Raw genomic sequence first — 1,110 nt, 5'->3', positions numbered from 1 at the left:
ACGCGGTGGTACGGCGCGAAGCCAGCGAACAGCACAAACCGCTGGATGCCCACTGGGCGCACATGGTCACCCACGGTGTGCTGCACCTGCTGGGTTATGATCATATTGACGATGACGATGCCCTCGTCATGGAAACCCTGGAAATCCGCGCCCTCGGTGAGCAAGGCTTTCCTGATCCTTACAGTCCTGTGCAGGAAGACAGCCAGGCGCAACCTGAAAACACGGAGTTTAATCCCTGATGTCGGACGATTTTTCGGATAACGGTACCAGCCGAAGTTGGTTGGAGCGTGTCGGCCAGTTTTTCTCACCCACTCCGGGCGACCGGAGCGAATTACTGGAACTGATGCGCTCCATGCGCGACACCCACATCATCGACGGCGACACCCTGGGCATCATCGAAGGCGCCATCTGCGTGGCAGACATGCAGGTGCGTGAAATCATGATTCCCCGCTCGCAAATGGTCAGCATCAAGGCCAGCTCCGACCCAAGGGATTTTTTGCCCACCATTATCGACTGCGCCCACTCCCGCTTCCCGGTACTGGGCGACGACCCGGATGAAGTCATCGGCATCCTGCTCGCCAAGGATCTGCTACCGTTAATCCTTGATCCCGCCCGTATGGAGCGTTTTGCGATCAAAGATCACATCCGTTCGGCTATGGTAGTGCCAGAATCAAAACGTCTGGATTCGCTGCTGCGTGAATTTCGTATCAGCCGCAACCACATGGCCATCGTGGTAAACGAGTACGGCGGCGTGGCCGGGCTGGTTACCATTGAAGATGTGCTGGAACAGATCGTCGGCGAAATCGAAGACGAACACGATATCGAAGAAGACGACTACCTGATCAAGGATCTGGATAACAACGAATACACCGTCAAGGCGCTGACACCCATCGACGACTTCAACGAACACTTCCATTGCCACCTCAGCGATGAAGAGTTCGACACCATCGGGGGACTGGTGATGCAGAAGTTTGGACGCCTGCCAGGCCGTGATGAAAGCATCACCCTGGAAGGCTTCCGTGTCACCGTGCTCAGTGCTGACGGCCGTACAATACGACTGTTACGGGTGACACCGCCGGGGGATAACAACAATGACGAAACCGACCACGG

The 1,110-nt window shown here is 56.3% G+C and carries 2 protein-coding genes; both read left to right on the top strand.

Features of this window, described 5'->3' with window-relative positions; genetic code table 11:
* Nucleotides 1-239, top strand: a 239-nt coding sequence (ybeY, locus tag A3730_RS03755) for an rRNA maturation RNase YbeY (RefSeq protein ID WP_063537503.1), incomplete at its 5' end; no start/stop codon positions are given.
* The coding region (locus A3730_RS03750; protein WP_063537501.1) for an HlyC/CorC family transporter at nt 239-1,110 on the top strand (872 nt) is incomplete at its 3' end. The genes ybeY and A3730_RS03750, both read left to right, overlap by 1 nt.

This window comes from Alcanivorax sp. HI0044 (assembly GCF_001634945.1).
This window is presented reverse-complemented; position numbering and strand designations above follow the sequence as displayed.